Here is a 20,820-nt window from a genome sequence, read left to right as displayed (position 1 = left end):
ATTCCGCGACATGACCGTGTCGGCCCGGGTCAGCACGGGCTTCGGCATCGCGCTCGGACTTGTGGCCCTGCTGGCGCTGGTCGGACTCGGCTGGTTCTACGCGGTATCGCGCGACATCGGCGCCTTCTCCGGCCGCGCCGACCTGTCGCAGGCGGCGGCGGACGCCGACGTCAGCCTGCGCGACCTGGAGGTCGCGGTGCGCGACCATCTGACCTACGGCGACGACCAAAGCCTGCTCGACGCCTCCTGGCGGCACGACACGCTGCGCGAGCGGCTCGACACCCTGTCCAAAGGCGCGGTGGAGATCGCGGATCGGCAGGGCGTCGACAAGGCCAAATCAGCGCTCGATGACTATTGGGCCGCGGTGCAGAAGGTCATCGCCCTGCGCAGCGACCGCAACGGCCAGATCACCGGCGTGCTGGAACCGATGGTTGCCCAGACCCGTCAGAAGCTGGACCATCTCAAGAGTGCCGGCGGCGTCGATTCGACCGCTCTGGCCAGCGACGCGGCCATCGCGGTGCTGCTGATGCAGGACCATCTGACCCGCTTCATCGACCGCCGCGACCCGCAGGATGCCGAGGCGATGCGCACCCAGCTGGCCGTCGCCCGCGACCGGCTGGCGGAAATGAACCGCTACCTGTGGGTCCCCGGCACCAAGCAGGCGATCGACGAGGTGTCGGCCCTGCTGTCCAAGGCCGGCGGCGTGCTGACCGCCATCGAATCGGCCGTCGCCGAGGAGGACACCCTGCGCGCCGAGGCGATGGCCGCCAATGCCGCCGGCATCGCCGCCAACCTGGGCGAGATCCGCCGCCGGGCGGAGGCCGGGACCCAGGCGCTGCGCGGCACTTTGGCCGACGGACTGTCGGGCTACACCACGGTCGCCCTGTGGATCGGCGGTGCAGTCCTACTGGCCGGGCTGCTGGCGCTCTGGCTGGTCCAGCGCAGCGTGACGGCGCCGATGAAGACCATGGCAACCGCCGTATCGGCGCTGGCCGCCGGCCGCACCGACCTGACGCTGCCGGCGCTGACCGGGCAGGACGAGATCGCCGCCATGGCGCGTGCGGTGGAAACCCTGCGCAACACCGCCGAGGACACCGAGCGCGAACGCCGCGAGGCGGAGGTGGAGCATACCCGCCTCTTGCGCGAAAAGGCGCTGGCCGAGGCCGCAAGCCGGGCCAAGAGCGACTTCCTGGTCAATATGGGCCATGAACTGCACGGACCGCTGACCGAGATCGTCAATGCCAGCCAGTCGCTGATGACCGACTTGCACCGGCTGGGCGTCGACGAACTTGCGACCGACGTCGAGCATATCCAGTGGACCGGGGAGCAGTTGACCACCCTGGTCGATGCGCTGCTGGACTATGCGAAGATCGAGGCCGGGGCGATGGACGTCTGCCTGCAGGATTTCGACATCAACCGGCTGCTGACCGAGGCGCGCGAGCGGTCGATGCCTGCCGCCGACCTCTATGGCAACGCGCTGGAGCTGTCCGCCCCCGCCGGGCTCGGGCAGATGCATTCCGACTTCACCAAGGTGCGGCAGACCCTGCTGAACCTTCTCGACAACGCCTGCAAGTTCACGCAGGAGGGCACGGTCACCCTGTCGGCGGAGAAGATGGAGCGGAACGGCGCCCGCTGGTACCGCTTCACGGTCGCCGACAGCGGCCGCGGTTTCCCCAGCGCGCAGACCGGGCGGCTGTTCCAGCCCTTCGTCCAAGGGGCCGGCAACGGCACCGTGGCGACGCGTGGGCAGGGCAAGCCGCGCGGCGCCGGGCTGGGTCTGACGCTGGTCGGCCATTACACGGCGATGCTGGGCGGCGACATCGAGGTGGCGAGCGAACCCGGCCAGGGCACGCGCATCACCATCGCCCTTCCCGCCGTCTATGAAGCACCGGCGGAAGAACGTGCGCTGCAGGTGGAGGCCGTCGGGAATGCCAAGCCGCTGCTGCGGGTCGCTTCGCTAAAGCCGGCCGGCCATCTCGCCGGCAGCAATTCGATGACGCAGATCGGGCCGTAACCGGGACGCCGGATAATCAGGAGCGGGGGCGCGCGGTGTCTTCCGGCGCGTCGTTGTCGTCGACCGGCTGGCCGTATTTCAACCGCCGCATCTTCTCCGCCACCCGCGCGATCTCGTCGGGCGGCAGGATCACCGGTTCGCCGAACTGCTGGGCGTAGAGATACTGGCGGGCCAGCGTCTCGACCTCCACGGCGAGGGACAGGGCGCTCGCCACGCTCGTCCCCAGCACGATCATGCCGTGATTGGCGAGCAGGCAGGCGAGCCGCCCGTCCAGCGCCGTCAGGGCATGGTCCGACAGTTCCTGTGTGCCGAAGGTGGCGTAGGGGGCGCAGCGGATCGAATCGCCACCGGCCAGCGCCACCATGTAATGGAAGGACGGGATGCCGCGGCCATGCACCGCCAGTGCGGTGGCGAAGGTCGGATGGGCATGCAGGACGACCGTCACGTCCGGCCGCGCCCGCAGGATATCGCGATGGATCCGCCATTCCGACGAGGGCCGGCGGTTGCCCAGATAGGTGCCGTCAAAGCCCATCTCGACGATGTCGTCCGGGGTCATCGCCTCATAGGGCATACTGGTCGGGGTGACGAGGAAGCCCCCCTCGACCCGGTGCGACAGGTTTCCCGACATGCCCTGGTTGATGCCCAGCCGGTTCATGGCAAGGCAGCCGTCGATCACGGCCTGACGTTCGGCGAAGTGGGTGGTCATGGCGGGCGCCTCCGGGGTGGCGGGAGCGCCAAGGGGGCCATGGAGCGTGGTGGGGGTCAAGGGGGGCGTAGATCTGTGACGGCGTTAGCCCCCACCTATCCTCCCCCGCTGGGCGGGGGAGGGACTGCTGCCACTTCGCAGAGCGACGCTCTCCCGCATCAACACAAGCCCCCTCCCCCGCTCAGCGGGGGAGGGTTGGGGTGGGGGTCTAACGCCGTCAGCCAAGCAGCCCCTACTCCGCCGGCGTCCCGTGATGATGGCCGTGGCGCACCTTCTCGCCGGTCACTTCCTCGACCCACAGCGAATGGTGCTCGCGCGCCCATTGCAGTTCGACCTGACCGTCGCCCATGGCGGCAAAGGCGCCTTCCATGCCGACGGAGCCGATGTAGATGTGCGCCAGGATGATGGCGATCATGATGACGGCGATTGCGGCGTGGGCCAGTTGGTAGAGCTGCAGCTCCTCCAGCGTGGCGAAGCTGAAGGGGAAGATCAACTGCACGCCGGTGAAGCCCAGTGCCGCGCCGCCGACCACGGTCGACCAGAAGATGATCTTCTGACCACCGTTGAACTTGTGCGCCGGCGGGTGGACGCCCTTGGAGAACAGGCCGCCCGCCTTCAGGAACCAGGTCAGGTCATGACGCGATGGAATGTTGTGCCGGGCCCACAGGACGAAGATCAGCGCCACGCCCAGGATGAAGGCGAATCCCAGGAAATTGTGCGCCAGCTTGCCGTAATGGGTGAAGGCGGCGAAGAGCTCCGGCCCGATCAGCGGCAGCAGCGTATAGCGGCCGTACAGCACGTTCAGACCGGAGATGGCGAGCACGACGAAGCTGCCGGCGGTCAGCCAGTGCACGGCGCGCTCGAAGGCGTTGAAGCGCTGGATGGTGCGGCCGGTCTTCTCGCCATCGATGCGGATGCGACCGCGGACCAGGAAGAACAGCACCAGCAGCGCCATGATGCCGGCGAGCACCCAGGTGCCGTACTGGCTGAGCGGCCCGTTGCGCACCGCGCGCCAAGCCTCTCCTTCCGACTGGATCAGGACGCCGGCCTGCTTGTTGGGGATGGAGACGGTGCCCTGCTCGCCCAGGCGGATGCCGTGCCAACCCTCGGCGACGCTCTTCCCGGGGACCTGGGTCGGCACCGGCGGCGCTTCGCGTTCGAACTGCTGGCTGTTGGCCAGCTGATCGACCGGACCGCCGACGCGGACGCTGGACTGGGCCGCGGCGGGCAATGCCGCGCCGGCGGCGAGGCCGATCCCGAGCAGCAGAGCGGCGACAGCCGACTTCATGCGATGACCTTCCATCGGACGCTCCCTATCGCACACCCTGATAGGCGGCGCGCTGTTGCAGCGCGCGCACCTCGTCGGCGGTGCGCGGCATGTCGGCCGCGCCCCGGTAGACGCCCTTGTCCAGATGGATCGGGCGCGGCGTCGCGTCCTCCTGGCACCCGGCCAGCAAAAGCGCGGCGCCGAACGCCAGCAGGACAGTGCGCGTCCCCACCATCGTCACCGTCACAGCCCCTGCTTCTGCACAGGAGCCCCGCCGGCCGCACCGCCGGTGCCCTGGAACAGCGAGCCGCCGGGCTGGCCGCGCTCCTGACCCGACTTGGTCTGATAAGCGGTGCCCCAGCCCCAGGCGCCGGAGCCGAAGCCGCGGGCGGTCACGCGCTCGCGGTAGATGTCCGACACCTTGTCGGCGTCACCGGCCAGCAGCGCCTTGGTCGAGCACATCTCGGCGCAGAGCGGCAGCTTGCCTTCGGCCAGACGGTTGCGGCCGTACTTCTTGAACTCGGCTTCCGAATTGTCGGCCTCCGGACCGCCCGAGCAGAAGGTGCACTTGTCCATCTTGCCGCGGGTGCCGAAGTTGCCGGCCTGCGGGTACTGCGGCGCGCCGAACGGGCAGGCGTAGAAGCAATAGCCGCAGCCGATGCACAGATCCTTGTTGTGCAGGACCACGCCTTCGGCGGTCTGGTAGAAGCAGTCGACCGGGCAGACCGCCATGCAGGGCGCGTCGGAGCAATGCATGCAGGCGACCGAGATCGTCCGCTCCCCCGGCTTGCCGTCGTTGATGGTCACGACGCGGCGGCGGTTGATGCCCCAGGGAACTTCGTTCTCGTTCTTGCAGGCGGTGACGCAGGCGTTGCACTCGATGCAGCGCTCGGCGTCGCACAGGAATTTCATCCGGGCCATGGTTCAAACTCCCGCGCGTCAGGCCGCCTGGATGCGGCAAAGGGTGGTCTTGGTTTCCTGCATCTGGGTCACCGAATCGTAGCCGTAGGTGGTCGCCGTGTTGGCGGCCTCGCCCAGGACGATCGGGTCGGCCCCGGCCGGGTACTTGGAGCGCAGATCCTGCCCCTGGTACACGCCGCCGAAGTGGAAGGGCATGAAGGCGACGCCGCGGCCGACACGTTCGGTGACCATGGCCTTGACCTTCACCTTGCCCTTCTCCGGGCCTTCCACCCACACCATCTGGCCGTTCTTGATGCCGGCGTTGTTGGCGTCGAACGGGTTGATCTCGACGAACATGTCCTGCTGCAGTTCGGCCAGCCAGGGGTTGGAGCGCGTCTCGTCGCCGCCGCCCTCATACTCGACCAGACGGCCGGAGGTGAGGATGATCGGATACTCCTTCGACACGTCGCGGTCTTGGATGGACTTGTACAGGGTCGGCACGCGCCAGGACTTGGTGTCCGCATAGGTCGGGTAGCTGGCGACCAGATCGCGGCGCGGGGTGTAGAGCGGCTCGCGGTGGATCGGAACCGGGTCCGGGAAGTTCCAGGCGACGCAGCGGGCCTTGGCGTTGCCCGGCGGGTTCAGGCCGTGCTTGATCGCCACGCGCTGGATGCCGCCGGACAGGTCGGTGGTCCAGGACACGGCGCCGATCTTGTCGCCGCCGATCTTCTGGATGACCGCCAGTTCCTGTTCCGTCAGGTCCTTGTCGAAGCCCAGCTTCTGGAGCATCGCCATGGTGACTTCCGGATAGCCGTCCTTGATCTCCGACCCTTCCGGATAGGAGCCCTCGGCCAGCAGCGTCACGCCGTTGCGTTCGACGCCGAAGCGGGCGCGGAAGGCGCCGCCGCCCTCGGCCACCGGCAGCGAGGTGTCGTACAGGTTGGCCGATCCGGGATGCTTCATCTCCGGCGTGCCCCAGCAGGGCCACGGCAGGCCGAAATAATCGCCGTCGCACGGACCGCCGACGGCGCGCAGGGTCGTCTTGTCGAAGGTGGCCTGATGCTGCATGTGCAGCTTCAGACGCTCCGGCGACTGGCCGGTGTAGCCGACGGACCACATGCCGCGGTTCCACTCGCGGGTGATGTCCTCGATCACCGGGACATTGCCCTCGACCTTGATGTTCTTGAACAGCGGCCCGGCAAAGCCGAACTTCTTCGCGAACAGGTACATGATCTCATGGTCGACCTTCGATTCGAAGAGCGGCTCCATGATCTTGTCGGACCACTGGACGGAGCGGTTGGACGCGGTGCGCGACCCGACCGTCTCGAACTGGGTGGCGGCCGGCAGCAGGTAGAAGTTGTCCTTGCGGTCCGGCAGCACGGCGGTCATCGTCGGGAACGGATCGACGACGACCAGCAGCTCCAGCTTCTCCATCGCCTTCTTCATGTCGGGCAGACGGACCTGGCTGTTCGGCGCGTGGCCCCAGAAGACCATGCCCTTGACCGGGTTCGGCTGGTCCAGGTTCTCCTTGGCTTCCAGGACGCCGTCGAACCAACGGGACACCGGGATGCCGGTGGCCTCCATCAGCTTCTTGTCCTTGAAGCGGGCCAGCACCTCGTCGTACGGCACGTCCCATACGCGCGCCCAGTGGCGCCACGCGCCCTCGGCCAGACCGTAATAGCCGGGCAGGCTGTCGGAGGTGACGCCGAAGTCGGTCGCACCCTGCACGTTGTCGTGGCCGCGGAAGATGTTGGTGCCGCCGCCGGCCACGCCGACATTGCCCAGCGCCAGCTGCAGCACGCAATAGGCGCGGGTGTTGTTGTTGCCGATGTGGTGCTGGGTGCCGCCCATGCACCAGACCAGCGTGCCCGGACGGTTGGAAGCCAGCGTGCGGGCGACGCGCTTCAGCTGCGAGCCCGGAACGCCGGTGACGCGCTCGACCTCTTCCGGTGTCCACTTGGCGACTTCGGCACGGATGTCGTCGAAGCCGTAGACGCGCTTGGCGATGTAGTCCTTGTCCTCCCAGCCGTTCTGCAGAACGTGCCAGAGGATGCCCCAGACCAGCGCCACGTCGGTGCCGGGACGGAAGCGGATATACTCGTCGGCCTTGGCGGCGGTGCGGGTGAAGCGCGGATCGGCGACGATCAGGGGCGCGTTGTTCTGCTCCTTCGCCTTCAGCACATGCATCATGGCGACGGGGTGCGCCTCGGCGGCGTTGGAGCCGATGAAGAACAGCGCGCGCGACTTCTGGATGTCGTTGTAGCTGTTCGTCATGGCGCCGTAGCCCCAGACGTTCGCCACGCCGGCCACGGTGGTGGAGTGGCAGATGCGCGCCTGATGGTCGACGTTGTTGGTGCCCCAGAAGGCCGCGAACTTGCGGAACAGATAGGCCTGCTCGTTGCTGTGCTTGGCGGAGCCCAGCCAGAACACCGAATCCGGGCCGGACTGCTCGCGGATCGACAGCAGCTTGGAGCCGACCTCTTCGATCGCCTGGTCCCAGCTGATCCGGGTCCACTTGCCGTCGACCATCTTCATCGGATAGCGCAGGCGGCGGTCGCCGTGGGCGTGCTCGCGCACGGACGCGCCCTTGGCGCAGTGCGAGCCCAGGTTGATCGGGCTGTCGAAGCCGGGCTCCTGCCCGATCCAGACGCCGTTCTGCACCTCGGCCACCACGGTGCAACCGACGGAGCAGTGGGTGCAGATCGACTTGACCTGCTTGACCGGCGCGCCGGCTACGGCGGCCGCGGTGGCGGCATCGGCCTTCTTCACCATGCCGAACGGCATCGCGGAGGCGAGCGCGGCACCGCCGGCGGCGATGCCGGAGGTGCGCAGGAAGGCGCGGCGGTCGACAGTGACGCCGGTGGCGGTCGCCAGCGTCTGCGTCAGGCTGCGGGCAAGGTGACGGCCGCCCGAGGTGGCCGAGCTTTTCTTGATGAGCATCGGGGCGTTCCTCTTAGAAGCGGCTCAGTTCGTAGACACGCCGAACGTGATCGGTCTCGCGGTAGCCGGTGGAGACGGTCTCCGCCGGGGCGGCCTCCGCGGTCCCGCCGGTGGCGGTCACCCCGGCGGCGACGGCGCCCAGCGCACCGACGCCCAGGCCGGCGACGCGAAACAGGTCGCGCCGGGCGAGCGATTTGTCCGTATTCTGCTTGGCAGCTTCTTCTTTGGCTTTGACCGCGTTCCGCGTCATGGCTTCGCTCCTCACCTTTACGCCGCAAGGTCGAAGGCGCGCGCCTCGACCGCCAGAAAACTTCGTCCGACCGCACCAACCGCCCGGTAGAAGCGGGCCGACGGCGAGGTCTCCAAATCCGCAAAGAACCGCCCGGCCCAGGAGCCGACATGGCGGTCGAAGAATGCCCGCTGCGCCTCGAGATCGACGATCCCGCCGTCCTCCGGCGCGAACTCGCCGCCGATCAGGCCGGCCATCATCTCGCACAGCGCCGCGATGTGATCCTCCGGCTCCCTCACGCCGTCGGCGCGGGCGATGCCGAGCCGCGCCATGTCGACGCGCAGTTCCGCCAACGGCTTCTCGTTCAGGAATCCGGTCAGATAATAGGAGCCGTAAGGGGTGCGCTCGCTGCCGCCGACACCGATGAAGAGGGTGGTGAACTCCTCCACCACCGCGGCGGGGTCGCAGCCTCGCGCCGCCTCCGCCAACTGGTTCAGCGCCGCGCCGAACTCGCCGCCCTCCCCCGCCATGCCGGCAAGCGCGGCCAGGAAATCCGCGTCGGGCGCGCGCGACAGCAGGCGCGCCAGCAGGCCGTAGACCTGCGCACGCAGCAGTTCCTCCTCCGCGACCGCGGGGGGAACGGTGTGATCGACGGCCTTGGACACGTGCCGCAAACTCCTCCCGGACACACAGACGGGGATGCCGGCGTCCGCGGTCACACCGCGCGCCGTCCGTTGGCCCCGTCCACAACCCCTTTTGATGCACCTGCGAAAAGCCGTTGCCTTACAGTGGCTTAGCATTGCGCAGGCCGATAATAGAAGGACTGAACCTATCCGTTTGTCAACTAAGGACACGTCCGGAAGGGGTGACAAATGAATCTTTGTCGCTGCGCTATGCTCGCGCTAACAGAACGCCCTTGAGTTTTGAGGGCGTCTAAACTGGCGTGACGATCCGTCGCAGTTTGGGAGGAGAATTGCGAGGGGGCAGTGGAGTGTGCAGCGGCGTCCCCCCTCTTCCCCCCCGGGGAGAGGGTCGGGGTGAGGGGGATGCATGAGGAGGATGTTGGGACGATGGGGACTGCGCGCGGAATGATGAGGTTCCGCAACGCGCCCCCCTCACCCTAACCCTCTCCCCGGGGGGGAGAGGGGATCGGCGGTTGGGGAGAGGGGGTGTCGGCCGTCATGACAATGTCGGTTTCAGCAATATCGGCATCGGCATTTGAGACAGGTACAGCCTCCGCCCCATCCGCCGCTTCGTCCAGCATGTTCAGAAAGCCCTCGCCGACGCGGTAGAGAGTCTTCACCGGGACGTTGCCGGTGAACAGGCTGGCGTAATCGTCGGCGTAGTCCTTCAGCCCGTCGTCGTTGGCGTAGATCGGGTCGGAGGTCCACAGCTTGCGCAGGGCCTGTCGGTGCAGGTCTTCCGGCACCTCGGCGCGCAGAAACGGGGTGAAGTCGGACTCGCCGGTCAGTTCCTCGACCGGCGGCAGATCCTTCAACGGATCGTCGGCTTCGACATCGGCGTTCTGAGGGGAGTCCGGCAGCGCAGCGTCGGCCGGCACCTCGTCGTCGAGCGCGACCGGAAGTGCCGTCGCCTCGACCGGCGGCGCGACGTCGACGGCTTCCGGCTCCGGCTTGACGGCGGTGCGTTTCAGGCGCGACCAGCGCGACAGGAAGGCTTCGCCGCTCATCGCTGCCGCTCATCCTTCTCGAAGTGGCGCTTGCGTTCGCGCTTGTGGAAGGGAACGTCGACATGGTGCTGCTCGACGAAATCGCGGACCAGCGCGATCACTTCCGCAGGCATCGGCAAAGTTTCCACCACATCGCTGCCGACCTGATAACCCTCCCCTTCATGGGCCGACGCGGTGACGGTGAAGGGCACCAGTTCCTCACCGTCGGGACCGGGGCGCATCACCACCCACAGGCGCGGCGGGTCCTGCGACAGATTCAAGCGGTAGCCTTCGGTGTCCGTGCGGAACAACTCCAGCGTCAGGGTGGCGGCATGGCTGTGGCTCCAGCCCTCGCCCTCCATCAGGATACGGCCGGACGGCTCCACCGGGCCGGCGCCGGGAATGACCGACACCGGGCGCCAGCTCCAGTCGGCCCAGACGGTGACGCCGCGGCGCCGCTCCACCACGATGCCCAGCGGCATGGTCTCGATGCGTTCCAGCGATTGGGTGCCAAGCGGTTCCGTCATCACACATGTCCCGACGCCAGCAGGCGTTCCGCCTCGGCCAGATCCTCCGGCCGGTTGGTGTTGAAGAAGGGATCCACAGAATTGGCCGGCTCGAAATCGAAATCGGCGACGGCCAGCCGGTAGCGGGCGGTCCAGGCATCGACCTTGCGGACGCCCTCCTCCACCATCGCCCGGCGCAGATCGCCGGCCAGCCGGATCGGCCACAGGCCGAAGACGGGATGCTCCTGCCCGCCGGAACGGGCGCAGGCGAGGTCGGCGCCCTCCTGCTCCAGCGCCGCGGCCATGCGGGTGACGAGGTCGCGCGGGATGAAGGGTGCGTCGGTGGCGAAGCTGGCGACCCAGGCGACACCGGGTGCGGTGCCGCGCATCCACTCCATGCCGGTCAGCACGCCGGCGAGCGGACCGGCATAGCCCTCCACCACGTCGGCCGCGACCGGCAGGTGGAGATGGGCGAAGCGCGCCGGGTCGCCGTTGGCGTTCAGCACCAGTGGGCCGACCTGCGGCCGGACGGTGGCGACGATCCGCTCCAGAATGGTCTGGCCGCCCAGCGGGCGCAGGCATTTGTCGCCGCCGCCCATCCGCCGCGACAGGCCGCCGGCCAGCAGGACGCCGCCAATATCCCGGTGGCCGATATCCCGATGCTGTGTCTCAGTCGTCATCGCGACTTCCCTTGCGTCCATGCCGGCGGTCCTCGTCGTCGGCCCCGGCGGCATCGGTATCGAAGACCAGCCGGTCGGTGCCGGCCAGCGCGATGAAGCGCCGGCCCTTGGCCCGGCCGACCAGCGTCAGGTTGGCCTGCCGCGCCAGCTGCACGCCCCAGGCGGTGAAGCCGGAGCGCGAGATCAGGATCGGAATGCCCATCTGCACCGTCTTGATGACCATCTCAGAGGTCAGGCGCCCGGTGGTGTAGAAAATCTTGTCCCCGGCCGGAATGCCGTTCAGATGCATGTAGCCGGCGACCTTGTCCACCGCATTGTGGCGGCCGACATCCTCCATATAGACCAGCGGCCGGTCCTCCTGGCACAGCACGCAGCCGTGGATGGCTCCGGCCTCCAGATACAGGCTGGGCTGCAGGTTGATCTGCTTGGACAGCGCGTAGATCCACGAGGTGCGGAGCCGCAGGTCGGTCGGCAGGCTGACGGATTCGAAGGTCTCCATCACGTCGCCGAAGGCGGTGCCCTGGGCGCAGCCGGAGGTCAGCGTCTTCTTCTTCAGCTTGGCTTCATAGTCGGTCGCGCGCTCGGTGCGGACGACGACGGTGTCGGTTTCCTCGTCCACGTCGATGCCGGTGATGCGGTCGTCGCGCCGCAGCATGTTCTGGTTCAGCAGATAGCCGACGGCCAGACAGTCGGGATAGTCGCCGATCGTCATCATGGTGACGATCTCCTGCCCGTTCAGGTACAGGGTCAGCGGCCGTTCCACCGTCACGGCGGTTTCGATCTCGCGGCCGTCCTGGTCCAAGCCGCGGACGCGCTCCGTCAGCTTGGGATCGGCCGGGTCCGGCGCTATGGTGAAGGTCTTAAGACTCATGATAGGGCTCATGCGCGCGAGTGTGGGCGAGCGCCGGTCTTCGGACAAGTCCCCGGCCCAAGCAATTTCATTTTTGATCTGGACCCCATGCACGATTTTTCCCAGGCCATGGCGCTGGCCGTATCCATGATCGCCACGCTTGACGACGGGCTGATGCAGATCGTCGGGCTGTCTCTGCGGGTCAGCCTGACCGCCGTCGCCGCCGCCACGCTGATCGGCCTGCCGCTGGGTGCCGCCGTCGCCGCGCTGATCTTTCCCGGACGGCGTGCCGTCGCCATCGTGCTGAACACGCTGATGGGGCTGCCGCCGGTGGTGGTCGGGCTGGTGGTCTATCTGCTGCTGTCGCGCTCCGGCCCCTTCGGCGTTCTGGGGCTGCTGTTCACCCCGACCGCGATGATCGTCGCCCAGACGGTGATGATCGTACCGATCGTCGCCTCCCTCTCCCGCCAGACGGTGGAGGATCTGCTGGTCGAATATGACGACCTGCTGCGCGTCACCGGGGCCGGGCCGTTCAGGCGGCTTGCGACCCTGCTGTCGGAAGCGCGCTGGAGCCTCGTCACCACCGTGCTGGCCGGCTTCGGCCGCGCGTCGGCGGAGGTCGGGGCGGTGATGATCGTCGGCGGCAACATCGAGCATGTGACCCGCGTCATGACAACCGCCATCGCGCTGGAGACCAGCAAGGGCGACCTGCCGATGGCGCTGGCGCTCGGCCTCGTCCTGATGACCCTGTCGCTGGCCGTCAACCTCGCCGCATCCCTGCTGAAGGAGACGGGAGAGCGCGCCTGACCCGAACCGATTTTTTCCGGTATGCGGCAAAATCGACGGAAGCTTGGCAAGCCTTTGCAAGGACGGCCGGTCTGCGCTATGCTATTCAAGCAATAACGCCCTTTGGGAGGATTGACGCGATGCTGCGCCGTTCGTTCGTGCTGGGGGTCGCCGCCGCGGCCCTGACCGGCCTGATCCAGACAGCCGTCCCGTCGGCCGCATCGGCCGCCGACCGTTTCATCACGGTGGCCTCCACCACCTCGACCGAGGATTCGGGCCTGTTCGGCTCCATCCTGCCGAAATTCACCGCCAAGACGGGGATCGAGGTGCGGGTCGTCGCCAAGGGAACCGGCCAGGCCATCGACCTCGCCAAGCGCGGCGATGCCGACGTGCTGTTCGTCCACCACAAGCCGTCGGAAGAGAAGTTCGTCGCCGAAGGCTTCTCCACCCTGCGCAAGCCGGTGATGTACAACGACTTCGTCATCGTCGGCCCGGCCACCGACCCCGCCGGCATCAGGGGTGGCAAGGATGTCGCCGCCGCCCTGTCCAAGATCGCCACCGCCAAGGCCCCCTTCGTGTCGCGCGGCGACGACAGCGGCACGCACAAGGCCGAACTCGCGCTGTGGAAGACCGCCAGCCTCGACCCGGCCAAGGCGGAGCCCAAGGAGAGCTGGTACCGCTCCATCGGCCAGGGCATGGGCCCGACGCTGAACACCGCCGCCGCGATGAACGGCTACACCCTGACCGACCGCGGCACCTGGCTGAACTTCAAGAACCGCGGTCCGCTGACCGTGCTGGTGGAGAGCGACAAGCGCCTGTTCAACCAGTATGGCGCGATGCTGGTCAACCCGGCCAAATTCGCCCACATCAAGGCGGCCGACGGGCAGGCCTTCGTCGACTGGCTGGTGTCGGCCGAGGGCCAGAAGGCCATCGCCGACTACACCATCAACGGCGAGCAGCTGTTCTTCCCCAACGCCAACGAACCGGGGGCGTAAGGAGCAGTGGTTTCCTGCGATCCTTCCGATCCGGGAGGGTCGCAGGAACGGTCAAGCCAACGCTCATCCGGATCGATCCCGATAAGATTCCCGTTCCCATCGCGCTGCATTCCCCCATATGAGTGTCGGCAGGCCAGGGGCGTCAGCCCCAAGCGACAGGAGTTTTTGGGACGATGAAGATCGGCGATCGGACGGTGCTCGTCTGCGACTGCGCGCACAGCATCGCGCTGGACGGGGCGGCGCTGGGCAAGGCATGCGGCGACGGCAGCGCCGTCACCGTGCATACCCAGCTGTGCCGGGCGCAGCTCGACCGCTTCGAGAAGGCGGTTGCCAATGGCCAGCCGCTGCTGGTCGCCTGCACGCAGGAAGCGCCGCTGTTCAGCGAAATCGTGGCGGAGGTGGCGCCGGACACCGCACTGACCTTCACCAACATCCGCGAGCGCGCCGGTTGGTCGGACGAGGGTGCGCAGGCGCTGCCGAAGATCGCGGCTCTGCTGGCCGAGGCCGCTTTGCCGATCCCGCCGACCGGCGCCCTGACCCTGACCTCCCAGGGCACCTGCCTGGTCTACGGCACGGACGAGCGCGCCATCGAGGCCGGGCGGCAGCTGGCGAAGCACCTTGACGTGACCGTCCTGCTGACCAACCCCAAGGACATCGCACCGCCGCAGGTGATGGACGTCGCGATCTTCCGCGGCCGCATCCGCAGCGGGCGCGGCTGGGTCGGCGCCTTCGAGATCGTGGTTGACGACTACGCCCCGGCATTGCCCTCCTCGCGCGGAACGCTGGGGTTCGAGCCGGTGCGCCAGGGGGCGTCGGCCCGTTGCGACCTGATCCTCGACCTGACCGGCGGCACGCCGCTGTTCCCCGACCACAAGCGCCGCGACGGCTACATCCGCCCCGATCCCAACAGCCCGGTCGAGGTGGCGAAAGCCCTGCTGGAGATGGCCGATCTGGTCGGCGAGTTCGAGAAGCCGCGCTTCGTCGACTTCAAGGCCGATCTCTGCGCCCATTCGCGCAGCCGCAAGACCGGCTGCACCCGCTGCCTGGACGTCTGCCCGACCGGGGCGGTCACGCCGAACGGCGACCATGTGGCCATCGACCCGCATGTCTGCGCCGGCTGCGGATCCTGCGCCGCGGTCTGCCCGACCGGGGCCGCCACCTACGCCCTGCCCCCGGCCGCCACCGTTTATGAGCGGCTGCGCACGCTGCTGACCACCTACCGGAAGGCCGGCGGCGCCGCCCCCGCGCTGCTGATCCACGATCCGCGCCACGGCGACGAACTGGTCGGCATGATGTCCCGGCACGGCCGCGGCCTGCCGGCCCGCGTGCTGCCCTTCGCGCTGCACGAGGTGACGCAGGTCGGCATCGACCTGTTCGCGCTGGCGCTCGCCTATGGCTGCACCCATGTCCGCGTCCTGACCGGGCCGGAGAACGAGGGGGAAACCGCCGGGCTGGCCTCGCAGGTCGGGCTGGCGGAAGCCGCCTTCAGCGGGCTCGGCTATGGCTCCGGCCGGGTGGCGGTGATCGACGCCGCCGACCCCGACGCGGTGGCGGACGAGCTGTGGGCCTTGCCGGCCGACCCGGTCGAGGCCGGGATGTTCCTGCCGATGGGGCCGAAGCGGACGGTGACGATGCTGGCGCTGCGCCACCTGCACAAGGTCGCCCCCGCCCCTGTGGAAGTCCTGCCGCTGCCGCCGGGCGCCCCCTTCGGCCGGGTGTCGGTGAATGTGGAGGGCTGCACGCTCTGCCTGTCCTGCGTCGGCGCCTGTCCCACGGGCGCGCTGCTCGACAATCCCGACAAGCCGATGCTGTCCTTCGCCCAGGACGCCTGCGTGCAGTGCGGCCTGTGCAAGACCACCTGTCCGGAGAAGGTCATCACGCTGGTGCCGGAGATCGATTTCCGCGATCAGGCGCGCGGTGCGACGGTCATCAAGGAGGAGGAACCCTTCTGCTGCGTGTCCTGCGGCAAGCCCTTCGCCACCAAGTCGGCGATCGAGAAGATCGTGACGGTGCTGGCGGGCAAGCACTCGATGTTCGCGACGCCGGAGGCCGCCAACCGCATCCGCATGTGCGAGGACTGCCGCGTCCGCGACCAGTTCGAGCGCAGCGACGAGCCCTTCGCCCTGGGCCGCCCGCCGGTGCCCCGCACCACCGACGACGACCTGCGCGAACGCGAAGAGGCCCAGAGGGAAGCACAACTGGCGGCAGTGCGACAAAAGCTGATGTGACGCCGCGAACTCTTGATCACCGTCAAAGTCGGCATACCGTGATGTGGAATACGCTCCCGCGATCGTTGCACATCGTATGTGTAGCGAACATATACTGTGGCGGCCCGTCAGCGGCCGCCCGTGGAGTCCACCGATGATCGATCCAGTGTCCGAAGCCCAATCGCCAGCCGCCACCGCTCCGCTGATCGACCCGTTCGGCCGGAAGGTGGAGTATCTGCGCGTGTCGGTGACCGACCGCTGCGACCTTCGCTGTGTCTATTGCATGGCGGAGGACATGAGCTTCCTGCCCAAGGCGGAGGTGCTGACGCTGGAGGAGCTGGACCGGCTGTGCAGCGCCTTCGTGAAGCTCGGCACGCGCAAGCTGCGGCTGACCGGCGGCGAGCCGCTGGTGCGGCGGGACGTTATGCGGCTGATCAGGTCGCTCGGCCGCCACATCACGTCGGGCGACCTGGACGAGCTGACGCTGACCACCAACGGCACCATGCTGTTCAAGCATGCGGCCGGGCTGTATGAGGCCGGCGTGCGGCGGATCAACGTGTCGCTGGACACGCTGGATCCGCACAAGTTCCAGGCCATCACCCGCTGGGGCAAGCTGGACAAGATTCTGGGCGGCATCCAGGCGGCCAAGGACGCCGGGCTGAAGATCAAGATCAACACGGTGGCGCTGAAAGGCGTCAACGACGACGAAGTGCACCGCATGGTGGCGTGGTGCGGCGAACAGGGCTTCGACCTGACCTTTATCGAGGTGATGCCGATGGGCGACATCGGCGAGGGCGCCCGCATGGATCAGTATTGGCCGCTGACCATGCTGAAAGCGGAGTTGCAGAAGCGCTGGACCCTGACCGAGAGCGACCATCGCACCGGCGGTCCCGCCCGCTATGTGCGGGTGGAGGAGACCGGCCAGCGCGTCGGCTTCATCACGCCGCTGACCCATAACTTCTGCGAAAGCTGCAACCGCGTGCGGCTGACCTGCACCGGCACGCTGTACATGTGCCTGGGCCAGGAGGACGCCGCCGACCTGCGCACGCCGCTGCGCGTCAGCGACGAGGACGGCCCGCTGATCGACGCGGTGCGCGAGGCCATCACCCGCAAGCCCAAGGGGCACGACTTCATCATCGACCGCCGCCACCAGGGCCCGGCCGTCGGACGGCATATGAGTGTGACGGGGGGGTGAGTTACTCTAGGCGCGGAAGTTAGACCCCCACCTAACCTCCCCCGCAGGGCGGGGGAGGGACTGCCGCCACTCTCCCGAACAAGCACTTGCTCCCTCCCCCGCCCTGCGGGGGAGGGTTGGGGTGGGGGTATTCGACGCTGACACCACCAAACCAAGAGCGAGCACCGCCATGCCCCTGCCCTTCCTGACCGGCCTGCGCGTCATCGACCTCGGCCAGTATCTGCCGGGACCGCATGCGGCCCAGCTGCTGGGCGACCTGGGCGCCACGGTGGTGAAGGTGGAGCCGCCGGCGGGCGATCCGCTGCGCCGGCTGGGTCCCACGGACAGCGACGGCACCACCGCCGCCTACAAGCTGCTGAACGCCGGCAAGACCGTCATCCGCCTCGACCTGAAGTCGGCGGAGGGGCGCAAGGCGCTCGAAGACCTGCTGGCGAAGGCCGACGCGCTGATCGAGAGCTACCGGCCGGGCGTGATGGACAAGCTGGGTCTGGGGCGCGAGCGGCTGCGGCAGCTCAACCCGCGGCTGGTCCATGCCAGCCTGTCCGGCTGGGGCTATGACGGCCCCTATGCCACGCGCGCCGGGCACGACCTGAACTACATGGCGGTCGGCGGCGGGCTCGATGCCTCCGGGCTGCCGGACCGGCCGGTCATCAGCTATCTGCCGGTCGCCGATTTCGCCTCGGCCCAGCAGACGGCGCTGGCGGTGACCGGCGCGCTGTTCGGGCGGGAACGGTCGGGACAGGGCTGCTTCCTTGACCTGTCGATCATGGAATCGGTGCTGGGCTGGCAGGGCATGACCCTGACCGCGGCGGCGCGCGGCACCATGCCGAAGCGCGCCGAGGCGTTGCTGTCGGGCGGGGCTGCCTGCTACCGCATCTACCGCACCGCCGATGGCCGCTTCGCCACCCTGTCGGCACTGGAGGCCAAGTTCTGGCAAGGCTTCTGCGAGGCGGTCGGCCGCCCCGACTGGATCGCCCGCCAGGACGACCCCCTGCCCCAGACCGCCCTGACGGCGGAGCTGGAGGCGCTGTTCGAGACGCGGACGCTGGCGGATTGGAAATCCCTGCTCGATCCCGTCGACTGCTGTTTCGAGGCTCTGCCCGAACTGGCGGAGGTCCATGCCCATCCTCACGTCGCCGCCCGCGGACAGGTCCGCGTCACGGACGGGCCGGAACCGCTGGTCGAAACGCTGATGGGCTTGCGCGTCGACGGCGCCCCACCGCCGGAGCGCACGTCCTTGCGGGAAAGCGATGCCGCCACGGTGCTGGCCGGCTGGGTGTAGCGCTCAGCCCTCCCGCCGGTAGGGCGACAGCTCGTCGCCCAGCGCCTCGATCTCCGCCTGCACCGCCGGACGTTCCTGTGCCAGATAACGGTCCACGGCGCGGCGGAAGCCGGGATCGGCGATCCAGTGGGCGCTGTAGGTCGGTACCGGCAGATAGCCGCGCTGGATCTTGTGCTCGCCCTGGGCGCCGGCCTCGACCCGCGCCAGACCGCGTTCGATGGCAAAGTCCAGCGCGCGGTAATAGCACGCCTCGAAGTGCAGGAAGCGGTAGCGGCCGTCCGAACCCCAGTTGCGGCCGTACAGCGCATCGTCGCCCAGCAGGTTCAGCGCCCCCGCCACCCACTCCCCGCCATCCTCGCACATCACCAGAACCACCCGGTCGGCCATCGTCTCGCCAAGCAGCTGGAAGAAGCGGCGGTTGAGATAGCCGCCGCCCCATTTGCGGTCGGTGGTGTCCAGGTAGAAGCGGTGGAAGGCATCCCAATGCTCCGGCTTCAGATCGCCGCCGGTCAGGGTGTGCAGGCGGACGCTGCTGTCGGCGACCTCGCGCCGCTCCTTGCGGATCGCCTTGCGCTTGCGCGAATTCAGCGCCTCCAGGAACTCGTCGAAGCTGCCGTAGCCGCGATTGTGCCAGTGATACTGCACGCCGGTCCGCTGCAGCCAGCCGGCCTTGCCCAGCCGGTCCCAGTCCGCGTGCTCCGGAAAGGTGACATGGGCGGAAGAGACGCCGTAGCGTTCCGCCACCTGCTCCAGCGCCGAAATCAACGCGTCGGCGACCGCATCGGCCTGCGGCCCCGGCGCCACCAGCAGCCGGGGACCCGGCACCGGCGTGAAGGGAACCGCCACCTGCAGCTTGGGGTAATAGCTGCCGCCCGCCCGCTCATAGGCGTTGGCCCAGGCATGGTCAAAGACGTATTCGCCGTAGGAATGGCTTTTCAGATAGGCAGGCACCGCGCCCACCATCCGGCCGGATCCATCATAGGCGGCGAGATGGCTGGGTTGCCAGCCGGACTTCCCGGTCGCCGATCCCGAGTCCTCCAGCGCCAGGAGGAAAGCGTGGGACAGGAACGGATTGCCGGCACCGGCGCAGGCGTCCCAGCCCTGCTGGTCCGCCTCGCCGATCCCGGTCAGAACCTTGACGGTGATGGCGTCGTTGCCGTCGGGCATGCATGCGTCTCCCTGAACCGATGGCAAGGAGGTAAGCCTCATGTCGCGTTGCGGCAAGGCGCTGCCGTCAGGACCGCCGTCTCGCCGGTCAGGCCACTTCCAGGATGGCGTCGACCTCGACCGCGACGTTGCCGGGCAGCGACGGGGCGCCGACCGCGGCGCGGGCATGCTGGCCGGCCTCGCCGAAAACGTCGCGCATCAGTTCCGACGCGCCGTTGATCACCAGCGGATGATCGTGAAAGTCCGGGCCGGAGTTGACGAAGCCGCCCAGCCGCAGCACGCGGGTGACGCGGTCCAGGTCGCCGCCCAGCGCGGCCTTGGCCTGGGCCAGGATGTTCAGCGCACACAGGCGCGCCGCTTCCTTGCCCTGCTCCACGGTAAAGTCCTGGCCGACCTTGCCGACGAACTTGCGCTCGCCGTTCCAGACCGTGACCTGGCCCGAGATGTAGAGGGTGTTGCCCGAACGGGTGTAGGGCACATAGGCCGCCACCGGGGCCGCCGCCTGTGGCAATTCGATGCCCAGTTCCGCCAGGCGCGCGTCGATCCGACCGGTCATGATGCTTCTCCCTTCCCTGCTGTGGCCCGCGTCGGGGCCATGCGTTCGATGTTTGGGACGCGGTTTGGAGCCAGACCATAGCCGCGCCGGCAAGGCGGTGGGAAGATTCTTGCCGCCGGCCACATCGGCAGAACCGTCCGTCACCGGCAAAAGATTCCGGGAATCTTTTTCGGGCCTCCTGCTGGCCGGGGCCGTCCCAACCCTGCCCTTTTTGCCGACCTATTTTTATTCCATAGTAAAATCAGTGACTTATGGCACACCACCGCAGTTGGCACGGCGCTTGAAACAGTGGTGTCAGGAAAACGCACGTTGCCTCGCCGGTCAAATGACCAAGCGCGGGGACAGCCTCAGAAGGAGACTAGGACCATGGCCGGTAATGTGACCCTGACCGCCTCGATGCGCACGAACCTGCTGCAGCTGCAGAGCACGCAGGCCGGTATCGACAAGAAGCAGAACATCCTGTCGACGGGCAACAAGATCAACTCGGCTCTGGATGGTCCCACCGCCTTCTTTGCCGCCAAGGGCCTGAACCAGCGTGCCGGCGACCTGTCCTCGCTGAAGGACGCGATGGGCCAGTCGATCAGCACCATCCAGGCCGCCGACAAGGGCCTGACCTCGATCGACTCGCTGGTCGACCAGGCCAAGGGCCTGACCACCGCGGCCTATGCCGCGCTGGGCACCGACGCCGCTTCCGTGGCCACCCGCAAGTCGCTGGCCGCCCAGTTCAACACGCTGAAGGACCAGATCGACAAGCTGGCCGCCGACAGCGGTTATCAGGGCAAGAACCTGATCAACGGCAACGGCATGAGCATGGACAGCACCAGCGAGTCCCGTGCCGCCGTCAACACCATCACCGGCGTCGACAACGCCC

The 20,820-nt window shown here is 68.0% G+C and carries 19 protein-coding genes and 1 pseudogene; 7 read left to right on the top strand and 13 right to left on the bottom strand.

What is annotated here, in order from left to right:
• The first annotated feature begins 10 nt into the window (after positions 1–10).
• On the top strand, positions 11–2,014 hold the full coding sequence (locus FZ983_RS08300) for a HAMP domain-containing sensor histidine kinase (RefSeq protein WP_247883668.1): 2,004 nt from the start codon (positions 11–13) through the stop codon (positions 2,012–2,014).
• 16 nt (positions 2,015–2,030) lie between these two features.
• Here FZ983_RS08300 and FZ983_RS08295 read toward each other — a convergent pair whose 3' ends face one another.
• The 11 genes from FZ983_RS08295 to fdhD form a co-directional block, all read right to left on the bottom strand.
• Positions 2,031–2,720, bottom strand: a complete 690-nt coding sequence (locus tag FZ983_RS08295; RefSeq protein WP_149223112.1) for a class II aldolase/adducin family protein — start codon at positions 2,718–2,720, stop codon at positions 2,031–2,033.
• A 232-nt stretch (positions 2,721–2,952) separates the two neighbouring features.
• Entirely contained in the window at positions 2,953–4,008 is a 1,056-nt protein-coding gene (locus FZ983_RS08290) for a formate dehydrogenase subunit gamma (RefSeq protein WP_149223111.1), read from the bottom strand.
• A 25-nt stretch (positions 4,009–4,033) separates the two neighbouring features.
• Positions 4,034–4,234 (bottom strand): hypothetical protein, encoded by a 201-nt coding sequence (locus tag FZ983_RS08285; protein WP_149223110.1) that lies wholly within the window; start codon positions 4,232–4,234, stop codon positions 4,034–4,036.
• Entirely contained in the window at positions 4,231–4,908 is a 678-nt protein-coding gene (fdh3B, locus tag FZ983_RS08280; protein WP_149223109.1) for a formate dehydrogenase FDH3 subunit beta, read from the bottom strand. Before fdh3B ends, FZ983_RS08285 begins: the two co-directional genes overlap by 4 nt.
• Before the next feature lie 18 nt (positions 4,909–4,926).
• Positions 4,927–7,827, bottom strand: a complete 2,901-nt coding sequence (locus FZ983_RS08275) for a formate dehydrogenase subunit alpha (protein ID WP_149223108.1) — start codon at positions 7,825–7,827, stop codon at positions 4,927–4,929.
• A 13-nt stretch (positions 7,828–7,840) separates the two neighbouring features.
• Positions 7,841–8,077 (bottom strand): formate dehydrogenase, encoded by a 237-nt coding sequence (locus FZ983_RS08270; protein ID WP_149223107.1) that lies wholly within the window; start codon positions 8,075–8,077, stop codon positions 7,841–7,843.
• A gap of 17 nt (positions 8,078–8,094) precedes the next feature.
• Complete coding sequence (locus tag FZ983_RS08265; protein ID WP_149223106.1) at positions 8,095–8,721, bottom strand: molecular chaperone TorD family protein; 627 nt, start codon at positions 8,719–8,721, stop codon at positions 8,095–8,097.
• Between the two features lie 455 nt (positions 8,722–9,176).
• Positions 9,177–9,746, bottom strand: a complete 570-nt coding sequence (locus tag FZ983_RS08260; protein WP_149223105.1) for a DUF3306 domain-containing protein — start codon at positions 9,744–9,746, stop codon at positions 9,177–9,179.
• A complete protein-coding gene (locus tag FZ983_RS08255; RefSeq protein WP_149223104.1) occupies positions 9,743–10,252 on the bottom strand; it encodes a DUF3305 domain-containing protein in 510 nt (169 codons plus the stop codon). Before FZ983_RS08255 ends, FZ983_RS08260 begins: the two co-directional genes overlap by 4 nt.
• Positions 10,252–10,911, bottom strand: coding sequence for a molybdenum cofactor guanylyltransferase MobA (gene mobA, locus FZ983_RS08250; protein WP_149223103.1), 660 nt, complete (start codon positions 10,909–10,911; stop codon positions 10,252–10,254). Before mobA ends, FZ983_RS08255 begins: the two co-directional genes overlap by 1 nt.
• Positions 10,901–11,782 (bottom strand): formate dehydrogenase accessory sulfurtransferase FdhD, encoded by an 882-nt coding sequence (gene fdhD / locus FZ983_RS08245; protein WP_149223102.1) that lies wholly within the window; start codon positions 11,780–11,782, stop codon positions 10,901–10,903. The genes mobA and fdhD overlap by 11 nt, the downstream gene beginning before the upstream one ends.
• 87 nt (positions 11,783–11,869) lie before the next feature.
• On the opposite strand from fdhD, the gene FZ983_RS08240 reads away from it, so the two are divergent.
• From FZ983_RS08240 to FZ983_RS08215, 5 genes are all read left to right on the top strand, one after another.
• Complete coding sequence (locus tag FZ983_RS08240; RefSeq protein ID WP_149223101.1) at positions 11,870–12,568, top strand: ABC transporter permease; 699 nt, start codon at positions 11,870–11,872, stop codon at positions 12,566–12,568.
• A gap of 119 nt (positions 12,569–12,687) precedes the next feature.
• Positions 12,688–13,542, top strand: coding sequence for a substrate-binding domain-containing protein (locus tag FZ983_RS08235; RefSeq protein ID WP_149223100.1), 855 nt, complete (start codon positions 12,688–12,690; stop codon positions 13,540–13,542).
• Between the two features lie 173 nt (positions 13,543–13,715).
• The gene (locus tag FZ983_RS08230) at positions 13,716–15,770 is read left to right on the top strand and encodes a 4Fe-4S dicluster domain-containing protein (RefSeq protein ID WP_149223099.1); all 2,055 of its coding nucleotides are present in this window, start codon (positions 13,716–13,718) and stop codon (positions 15,768–15,770) included.
• Between the two features lie 133 nt (positions 15,771–15,903).
• Entirely contained in the window at positions 15,904–16,944 is a 1,041-nt protein-coding gene (gene moaA, locus FZ983_RS08225; protein WP_149223098.1) for a GTP 3',8-cyclase MoaA, read from the top strand.
• A 169-nt stretch (positions 16,945–17,113) separates the two neighbouring features.
• Positions 17,114–18,226 (top strand): CoA transferase, encoded by a 1,113-nt coding sequence (locus tag FZ983_RS08215; RefSeq protein ID WP_149223097.1) that lies wholly within the window; start codon positions 17,114–17,116, stop codon positions 18,224–18,226.
• A gap of 3 nt (positions 18,227–18,229) precedes the next feature.
• On the opposite strand, the gene FZ983_RS08210 is transcribed toward FZ983_RS08215, so the two are convergent.
• Both FZ983_RS08210 and FZ983_RS08205 read right to left on the bottom strand, forming a co-directional pair.
• Positions 18,230–19,393 (bottom strand): GNAT family N-acetyltransferase, encoded by a 1,164-nt coding sequence (locus tag FZ983_RS08210; protein ID WP_149223096.1) that lies wholly within the window; start codon positions 19,391–19,393, stop codon positions 18,230–18,232.
• Positions 19,394–19,481: 88 nt separating this feature from the next.
• Complete coding sequence (locus FZ983_RS08205) at positions 19,482–19,949, bottom strand: RidA family protein (protein ID WP_111065733.1); 468 nt, start codon at positions 19,947–19,949, stop codon at positions 19,482–19,484.
• Between the two features lie 366 nt (positions 19,950–20,315).
• Between FZ983_RS08205 and FZ983_RS08200 the strand changes: the two are divergent.
• A pseudogene (locus FZ983_RS08200) lies at positions 20,316–20,820 on the top strand (flagellin); the annotation flags it as partial.

This window comes from Azospirillum sp. B21, assembly GCF_008364825.1.
In the GTDB taxonomy this organism is placed as follows: domain Bacteria; phylum Pseudomonadota; class Alphaproteobacteria; order Azospirillales; family Azospirillaceae; genus Azospirillum.
Note: the sequence above shows the minus strand (reverse complement) of the source record. Positions and strands in the feature narration are given on the sequence as shown.

Coding starts and splice junctions, on each gene's coding strand:
- FZ983_RS08300 (WP_247883668.1), top strand. CDS start 11: ATGACCGTGTCGGCCCGGGTCAGCACGGGCTTCGGCATCGCGCTCGGA.
- FZ983_RS08295 (WP_149223112.1), bottom strand. CDS start 2,720: ATGACCACCCACTTCGCCGAACGTCAGGCCGTGATCGACGGCTGCCTT.
- FZ983_RS08290 (WP_149223111.1), bottom strand. CDS start 4,008: ATGAAGTCGGCTGTCGCCGCTCTGCTGCTCGGGATCGGCCTCGCCGCC.
- fdh3B (WP_149223109.1), bottom strand. CDS start 4,908: ATGGCCCGGATGAAATTCCTGTGCGACGCCGAGCGCTGCATCGAGTGC.
- FZ983_RS08275 (WP_149223108.1), bottom strand. CDS start 7,827: ATGCTCATCAAGAAAAGCTCGGCCACCTCGGGCGGCCGTCACCTTGCC.
- FZ983_RS08270 (WP_149223107.1), bottom strand. CDS start 8,077: ATGACGCGGAACGCGGTCAAAGCCAAAGAAGAAGCTGCCAAGCAGAAT.
- FZ983_RS08260 (WP_149223105.1), bottom strand. CDS start 9,746: ATGAGCGGCGAAGCCTTCCTGTCGCGCTGGTCGCGCCTGAAACGCACC.
- FZ983_RS08255 (WP_149223104.1), bottom strand. CDS start 10,252: ATGACGGAACCGCTTGGCACCCAATCGCTGGAACGCATCGAGACCATG.
- mobA (WP_149223103.1), bottom strand. CDS start 10,911: ATGACGACTGAGACACAGCATCGGGATATCGGCCACCGGGATATTGGC.
- fdhD (WP_149223102.1), bottom strand. CDS start 11,782: ATGAGTCTTAAGACCTTCACCATAGCGCCGGACCCGGCCGATCCCAAG.
- FZ983_RS08240 (WP_149223101.1), top strand. CDS start 11,870: ATGCACGATTTTTCCCAGGCCATGGCGCTGGCCGTATCCATGATCGCC.
- FZ983_RS08235 (WP_149223100.1), top strand. CDS start 12,688: ATGCTGCGCCGTTCGTTCGTGCTGGGGGTCGCCGCCGCGGCCCTGACC.
- FZ983_RS08230 (WP_149223099.1), top strand. CDS start 13,716: ATGAAGATCGGCGATCGGACGGTGCTCGTCTGCGACTGCGCGCACAGC.
- moaA (WP_149223098.1), top strand. CDS start 15,904: ATGATCGATCCAGTGTCCGAAGCCCAATCGCCAGCCGCCACCGCTCCG.
- FZ983_RS08215 (WP_149223097.1), top strand. CDS start 17,114: ATGCCCCTGCCCTTCCTGACCGGCCTGCGCGTCATCGACCTCGGCCAG.
- FZ983_RS08210 (WP_149223096.1), bottom strand. CDS start 19,393: ATGCCCGACGGCAACGACGCCATCACCGTCAAGGTTCTGACCGGGATC.
- FZ983_RS08205 (WP_111065733.1), bottom strand. CDS start 19,949: ATGACCGGTCGGATCGACGCGCGCCTGGCGGAACTGGGCATCGAATTG.